This is a genomic window from Spongiactinospora gelatinilytica (assembly GCF_003236385.1).
In the GTDB taxonomy this organism is placed as follows: domain Bacteria; phylum Actinomycetota; class Actinomycetes; order Streptosporangiales; family Streptosporangiaceae; genus Spongiactinospora; species Spongiactinospora gelatinilytica.
In genome coordinates, this window is record NZ_POUA01000406.1 from 1 (window position 1) to 6,729 (window position 6,729).

At 72.7% G+C, this 6,729-nt stretch carries 6 protein-coding genes; 2 read left to right on the forward strand and 4 right to left on the reverse strand.

The genetic code is table 11. The features are described 5' to 3' along the window. Positions 1–135: 135 nt before the first annotated feature. Both C1I98_RS33110 and mce read right to left on the reverse strand, forming a co-directional pair. Positions 136–1,446: a DivIVA domain-containing protein gene (locus C1I98_RS33110; RefSeq protein WP_111171281.1), complete on the reverse strand. Its 1,311-nt coding sequence runs from the start codon at positions 1,444–1,446 to the stop codon at positions 136–138. Between the two features lie 224 nt (positions 1,447–1,670). Next, positions 1,671–2,099 (reverse strand): methylmalonyl-CoA epimerase, encoded by a 429-nt coding sequence (mce, locus tag C1I98_RS33115; protein WP_111171282.1) that lies wholly within the window; start codon positions 2,097–2,099, stop codon positions 1,671–1,673. An 81-nt stretch (positions 2,100–2,180) separates the two neighbouring features. Here mce and C1I98_RS33120 point away from each other — a divergent pair, with 81 nt between their 5' ends. Together C1I98_RS33120 and meaB are read left to right on the forward strand one after the other, a co-directional pair. After that, entirely contained in the window at positions 2,181–3,368 is a 1,188-nt protein-coding gene (locus tag C1I98_RS33120; protein ID WP_111171283.1) for an acetyl-CoA C-acetyltransferase, read from the forward strand. A gap of 47 nt (positions 3,369–3,415) precedes the next feature. Then, complete coding sequence (gene meaB / locus C1I98_RS33125) at positions 3,416–4,354, forward strand: methylmalonyl Co-A mutase-associated GTPase MeaB (RefSeq protein ID WP_199537397.1); 939 nt, start codon at positions 3,416–3,418, stop codon at positions 4,352–4,354. A gap of 18 nt (positions 4,355–4,372) precedes the next feature. On the opposite strand, the gene C1I98_RS33130 is transcribed toward meaB, so the two are convergent. Together C1I98_RS33130 and C1I98_RS33135 are read right to left on the reverse strand one after the other, a co-directional pair. Then, a complete protein-coding gene (locus C1I98_RS33130) occupies positions 4,373–4,966 on the reverse strand; it encodes a DUF4230 domain-containing protein (RefSeq protein WP_111171285.1) in 594 nt (197 codons plus the stop codon). 30 nt (positions 4,967–4,996) lie between these two features. Further along, positions 4,997–6,729, reverse strand: a 1,733-nt coding sequence (locus C1I98_RS33135) for a hypothetical protein (RefSeq protein WP_233508398.1), incomplete at its 5' end; no start/stop codon positions are given.

A 6,729-nucleotide genomic window follows, 5' to 3' on the forward strand; every position in this document is an offset into this window, starting at 1 on the left:
GGCCGGGCCGGTGGTCACAGATCCTCCAAAGGCGGGCAAAAGGCAAAGGAGAGCCTAGCGACCCAAGGTCGCCAGGCTCTCCCCGATAGCCGTCGTGCCGCCCCGTGATTCAGTCCCCGTGCGCCGGGGCGGTGCCTACTCCTGCCACCACTCCGACTCGTCGCCGGAGTCCTTGCTCGCCGCCGGAGCCGGAGCGGGGGACTGCGCCGGTATGGCGGGCTTCTCGGCGGCCCTGGAGGGCGCCAGGGCCGGCTTGGCCGGAGCCGCGGCGATGGCGGGCTCGGGAGCCGGCGGCTCCATGCCGGGCAGCGCCGCCCCGCCGAGCAACTGGCGAAGCTGCGCGAGGTGGCTGGTGATGCTGTCGCGCTGCCTGGTCAGCTCGTCCACCTGCTGCTGGGCCGCCGACAGGGACCGCTTGGCCTCGGTCTTGGCCTCGTGCACGATCGACTCGGCGCTGGACTTGGCGTCGGCGACGACCTGCTCGGCGTTCTTCTTGGCGTTGGCCAGGAGCTGCTTGGCGTGGGTGTCGGCGTCGCGGCGGGTCTGGTCGGCCTGCTGGGTGGCCTTGGCGGCCCGCTGCTCGGCGGTGGCCGCCCGCTGCTCGGCCTCGGCGACCAGCTTCTGGGTGGCGGCCTGCGCGGTGGCGTGCCGCTCGGCCTCCTGGCGCTCGGCCTCTTCCCTGCGGGCGGCGAGCTGGATCTCGAACTCGGCCTCGTCCTGGGCGCGCTTGGCCTCGGACTCCTCCAGCACCCGCTGCGCCTGGGCGCGCATCTCGTCGGCCTGGCGCTTGGCGGTGGTGAGCACCTCGTCACGCTCGCGCTTGGTGGAGGCGCGCAACTGGGCGACCTCGCGCTCGGTGGTGGTGCGCAGCTTGGCGATCTCGCGCTCGGCGTCGGCGCGCTTCTCCGCCACCTCGTGGTCGGCGGTGGCGCGCAGCTTGGAGACCTCGCGCTCGGTGGTCGAGGTGAGTTCGTCGGCCTCGCGGTGGGCGGTCGAGCGGATCTCCTCGGCCTCGCGCTCGGCGGTGGTACGGGTCTCTTCGGCCTCTCGGGTGGCGACCGCCCGCTTGTCGGCGGCCTCGTTCTCGGCGGCGGCGCGCAGCTCCGCGGCCTCCACCTTGGCCGCCGCCTTGATCTCGTTGGCCTCGGACCTGGCCGCCTGCACCAGCTCCGTGGCCTGCTCCTCCGCCAGACGGAGCAGTTGCTCGATCCGGGCCCCCAACCCGGAGTAGGTCGGCCGTTCCTGCTCCTGGAGCTGCCGCTTGGAGTCGGACAGCTCGCGCTGGAGGGCGCCGGCCTGCTCCCTCGCCTGGCGCAACTCGGTGTCGAGCGTCTTGAGATGGTCGTGGACCTGGTGCCGGTCATAGCCCCGGAGCACCACGTCGAACTCCCGCGCGGGGGCGTCCTCGAAGAAATTGTTGAGCTGGGCGTCGATGTCGGACTGCATGGAGGCTCGATCCTGGGTTGTCGAGACGGCTACACGGGCCGGACGGGATGAGTCGGGGCTTTCCGAGGCGGGAGCCCGTGCCGACGCGACCGCGCTGGCGCGTCGGCGGAGGAATCCACGTCCGGTGATACGCCAGCGTACTCTGCCACTGCCGTGTTGGCCGCCCCCTCAGGCGTTATGCGCGACTTGTTACGAATGAGCGTTTCTTGCGTTAGGGGAGCGGGTCAAGACCGTGCTTCCGGCGCCTGAACGAGCTCGGTCAGCACCCCGCCCACGTCCTTGGGATGCAGGAAGGCGATCGAGGATCCCATCGAGCCGTGCCTCGGCCGCTCGTCGAGCAGCCGGATTCCCTTTCCGCCGAGTTCCGTCATCGCCTCGGCGACGTCGGGCACGCCGAAAGCGACATGATGGACGCCCTCGCCCCGTTTGGCGAGGAACTTGCCCACCGGCGTGTCGGGGCTCAGCGGTTCGAGAAGCTGCACATATGACGAGCCGTTCGGACCGTCTGCGACGTGCAGCATCGCCTCGCGTACCCCCTGCTCCTCATTCACCTCACGGCTCACCACGGTCATGCCGAACGTCGACTCGAAAAAGGCGATCTTCGCTTCGAGGTCGTGACAGGCGATCCCGACGTGATCGATGCGCAGGAACATAGGCCACCTCCATGGCGAGCGTCCGGGCCCTCGTGGGTATGGTGACAGAACCGCTCGCTGATCGTGCCCAGGAGGTCTGAGATGTCGGGTTCTGTCATCGTCGCTGGAGCGCGCACCCCCATCGGTCGCCTCCTCGGAGCCCTGTCCGCATTGCCCGCCGTCGATCTCGGCGGTATCGCGATCAAGGCCGCGCTCGACCGCGCCGGGGTCGCCCCCGAGGCGGTGCAGTACGTGATCATGGGCCACGTGCTTCAGGCGGGCGCGGGGCAGATCTCCTCCCGCCAGGCCGCCGTCAAGGCGGGCATCCCCATGACCGTGCCGTCGCTGACCGTCAACAAGGTATGCCTTTCCGGTCTGGACGCGATCGCTCTGGCCGACCAGCTCATCAGGGCGGGCGAGTTCGAGGTCGTGGTGGCCGGCGGCATGGAGTCCATGACCAACGCCCCGCACCTGCTGCCGGGCCTGCGCAAGGGCGTCAAGTACGGCGGCGCGGAGGTGGTCGACTCGATGGCCCTCGACGGCCTCACCGACGCCTACGACCACATCCCGATGGGCGAGTCCACCGACCGGCACAACCACCGCCTGTCGCTCACCCGCGAGGACCAGGACGCCTTCTCCGTCCGCTCCCACCAACTGGCCGCCACCGCGATCAAGAACGGCGTCTTCGACGAGGAGATCGTCCCGGTGCCGGTCCCGCAGCGGCGGGGCGAGCCGGTGCTGGTCACCACCGACGAGGGCGTGCGCGGCGACACCACCATCGAGGCGCTGGCCAGGCTCAAGCCCGCGTTCAGCCCGGACGGCACGATCACCGCCGGTTCCGCCTCGCAGATCTCCGACGGGGCCTGCGCGGTCGTGGTGATGTCCCGCGAGCGCGCCGAGCGCGAGGGCCTGACCTGGCTCGCCGAGATCGGCGCGCACGGCAACGTCGCCGGCCCGGACAACTCGCTGCAGTCGCAGCCCGCCAACGCGATCAAGCACGCGCTCGGCAAGGCCGGGCTGAGCGCCGCCGACCTCGACCTGCTGGAGATCAACGAGGCGTTCGCCGCCGTCGCGCTCCAGTCGGTCAAGGACCTCGGCGTGCCGATGGACCGCGTCAACGTCAACGGCGGCGCCATCGCGCTCGGTCACCCGATCGGCGCCTCCGGCGCGCGGCTCGCGCTGACCCTCGCGTACGAGCTGCGCCGCCGCGGCGGCGGCCTCGGCGCGGCCGGTCTGTGCGGTGGCGGTGGCCAGGGCGACGCGCTGCTGCTGCGCGTTCCCCGGGCGTGACGGCCCGCATGACGGCTTCCGAGACGGGGCCGCGTCCACGGGCCGCCGTGGACGTCCCCGGCCTGGTACGGCAGGCCCGCTCCGGCGGGCCGCGCGCCGTGGCCCGGCTGATCTCCCTCATCGAGAACGCCGCGCCCGAGGTCCGGCAGATCACCGCCGAGCTGTGCGCGGCCCGCAGGCCCGAGCCCGCGCACGTCATCGGCCTGACCGGCTCGCCCGGGGTCGGCAAGTCCACCACGACGGCGATGCTCGTCGCGGCCTACCGCGAGCTGGGCAAGCGGGTCGGGGTGCTCGCGGTGGACCCCTCCAGCCCCTTCACCGGCGGCGCGCTGCTCGGCGACCGGGTGCGGATGCAGGACCACGCCACCGACCGCGAGGTGTTCATCCGCTCGATGGCCAGCCGGGGCCACCTCGGCGGCCTGGCCTGGGCCACCCCCCAGGCGCTGCGCGTGCTGGACGCGGCGGGCTGCGACGTGATCCTGATCGAGACCGTCGGGGTCGGCCAGGCCGAGGTGGACATCGCCTCGCTGGCCGACAGCACGATCGTGCTGCTCGCCCCGGGGATGGGCGACGGCGTCCAGGCGGCCAAGGCGGGCATCCTGGAGGTCGCCGACGTCTTCGTGGTGAACAAGGCCGACCGGGAGGGCGCCCAGGCGACGGTCCGCGAGCTGCGCAACATGATCGCCATGGTGGAGCGGCCGTGGAAGACGCCCATCGTGACCACGGTGGCGGCGCGCGGACAGGGCGGCGAGGACGTCGTGGCCGCGCTGACCAAGCACCACGACCACATGGCCGCCTCCGGCGAGCTGGAACGCCGCCGCCTGGCCAGGGCGGGCGACGAGATCGAGGCGATCGCGCTGACCGCGCTGCGGGCCGGGTTCACCGGGCTGCGCGGCGGCGACCGCCTGGAGTCGCTGGCCGCCCAGGTGGTCGCGGGGGACACCGACCCCTACAGCGCCGCCGACCGGCTGGTGGCCGCGCTGTGAGCGCGTGCCGCGGCGGGGTCACGGCTGGTCGGCGTACTTGACCGTGACGCGCTGGAAGCCGAGCGACTTGAGCATGCCCTCCAGCATGAGCCTGGTGTTCTGTTCGGCGCGGCGGGCGAGGTCGCTCGCGCGGGCGGCCTCTTCGATCTTCCGCTCCGCCAGCACGTAGAGCTCCCGCTGGTCGCCCGGCGAGGACGATAGGAACTCCTGCACCCGGTCCAGGATGCCGCGTTGCTGGTGGTAGACGTAGGAACGCCGGTTGTCCAGGTTGGGCTTGGCCAGGGCGGCGCGCGGCAGGCGTACGGTCACCGCGGCGCGGTCGGGGGAGACGGTCAGCGCGCCGCTCGGCATCGCGGCGAAGTCGACATAGGCGTCCACCGACCCCGCTCCGACGAACAGCGTGCGGCTGCCCTTGATCGCGTCGGGCAGGAACGCGGCGTCCCTCTGCAGATCCACCACCACCTGGAAGTTGCCGGTCGCGGCCTGGAACCTGCTGAGGTCCTGGATCGAGGTGAGGATGGCCGGGCCGCTGCGGTCGATCCCGCGCTCACCGAAGGGATCGAGCCAGGCCCAGGCCAGCCGGGCGCCCACCACGAGCAGGGCGACGGTCACGTGCTTGTCCTTCCCCCGGGAGCGGGCTTATCACCGGACGTCCGCCCCGCCGGGCCGTGCCCGGACCGCCGGCGGACGCCACTCAGGAGGGTTTCCCCTGGCCGGGCCGTCATTCCCGACATGGTAATGATCTTTCAGGTCCTGGCGGAGTTCGTGGTGATCGGCGGGGTCCACGACCTCCGCCCGATCCTCGTCCGTGAGGGGCACCGCGAGGCGTTCGCCGTGCCTGGCCCGGAGGTCCGTATCGCCATCGCCTCGATCGCCGCGCTCATGACGCTCCTCATGCTCCTCGTGTTCATCGTGATCACCGCGCTCGTCGTGGTCGTGGTCGCCCCTCGCCTCGGCGACGGGCGGCGGGGTGGGCGCCCCCGACGGCCGTGGCGGCCCGGCGGGCCCCGGCGACGGGCGCTCCAGGTAGGCCCGCGGCGACTGCGCGGGGGCCGGGAAGGCGGGCTTGGGCCGGGGGCCGCCGTCGTGGCCGCCGTCCGCCCGCAACCGCTGCGGGCCCCCGCCGAAGTGCTCGGCGCGTAGCGTGCATGCGGTGAAGTCGGTGTAGAACATGCGCAGCCACTCCCGGCGCTGGGCCTCGGTGAGCCCGGAGAACCACGCCGCGGCGTACTGGTGCTCGGGCAGCGGCCCGCCGGGCAGCGGTTCGCCGCGCAGCCAGGACATCACGATCTCGCGGTAGCCGCCGGGCCGCCGGTCGGCGCAGTCGCCGGCCAGGGTCTCCAGGAACTCCTCCGCCGCCTTGTCGGCGAACCCCGACTCCAGGTCATCGACGTGGACCGGGACCACGCCGGGCGTGGGGTCGCCCTCGGCGCGCCGCGGGCGCTGCTCGACCCTGGTGAACTCGGCGGGCGTGCCGCTCAGCCGGGATGCGATCTTGGTGAAGGTCGCGCCCAGGTCGGTGAGCCCGTTGCGCATCCCGGGATGGACGCAGATCGTGATCGGCCACTCCTGGCAACTGTAGGCGACCGGCGGTGACGCGCCGCCCGCCGGCGGGCCGCCGGCCAGCCTGACCAGCCCTGCCCCGGCCGCCAGCACCGCGACCAGTGCCGCGCCGAGCAGCGCGCCCTGGCGGGTGACCGTGGCCGCCCAGCCGAGCATCAGCGCGGTGCTCGCGCCGATCAGCCACAGCGTCTGGTCCGCGAACGCGGCCCCGCTGAGGCCCTGGAAGACGTCGTACGGCTCGCGCGTGGCGGGCGCCAGGCGTTCGGCCCACGTCGATCCCTCCATCAACCAGGTGAACAGCCCGTAGCAGCCGAGCGCCGCCAGCGCGGGCGTGATCGTCCAGGGCAGGGCCCAGCCGGTGACCCAGCCGATCGCGACGTACAGCCCGAGCCCGGCCATGCCCATGGCGAGCGCGCTCGGCGGCAGCCGCCCGGCCTGCTCGGTGAGCACGCTCCTGACCGCGAACAGCAGCGCGGTGACCGTGAAGGACACCGCCACCACGGCCATGATGGCGAGCGGGGCCTTCATCGCCCGCCATGGCGTCAGCGGGCGTTTGGCGGTCGCCCGGCGCTTGCGCATGGCGACCCAGCCGGCGAAGGCGGCGGCGACCGGGCCGGTCAGCCGCAGCGATCCGATGATGGCCACCACGATGTTCTCCCAGGCGTCCACACCGGGGACCAGGACGCTCCAGGCGGCGAGCAGGCCCAGTACCAGCAGCAGGGCCACGGTGATCGCGGCGCTCTGTGTCAGTTCCGCCCGCGAGAACCCCCGCCTGCGCCGCCGCTTACGCACGCGCCCGTCTGTCCCCACAC

Excerpts from the sequence above, each read along its gene's own strand:
- mce (WP_111171282.1), bottom strand. The coding sequence starts at position 2,099 with ATGTTCCTGCGCATCGATCACGTCGGGATCGCCTGTCACGACCTCGAA.
- C1I98_RS33110 (WP_111171281.1), bottom strand. The coding sequence starts at position 1,446 with ATGCAGTCCGACATCGACGCCCAGCTCAACAATTTCTTCGAGGACGCC.
- C1I98_RS33120 (WP_111171283.1), top strand. The coding sequence starts at position 2,181 with ATGTCGGGTTCTGTCATCGTCGCTGGAGCGCGCACCCCCATCGGTCGC.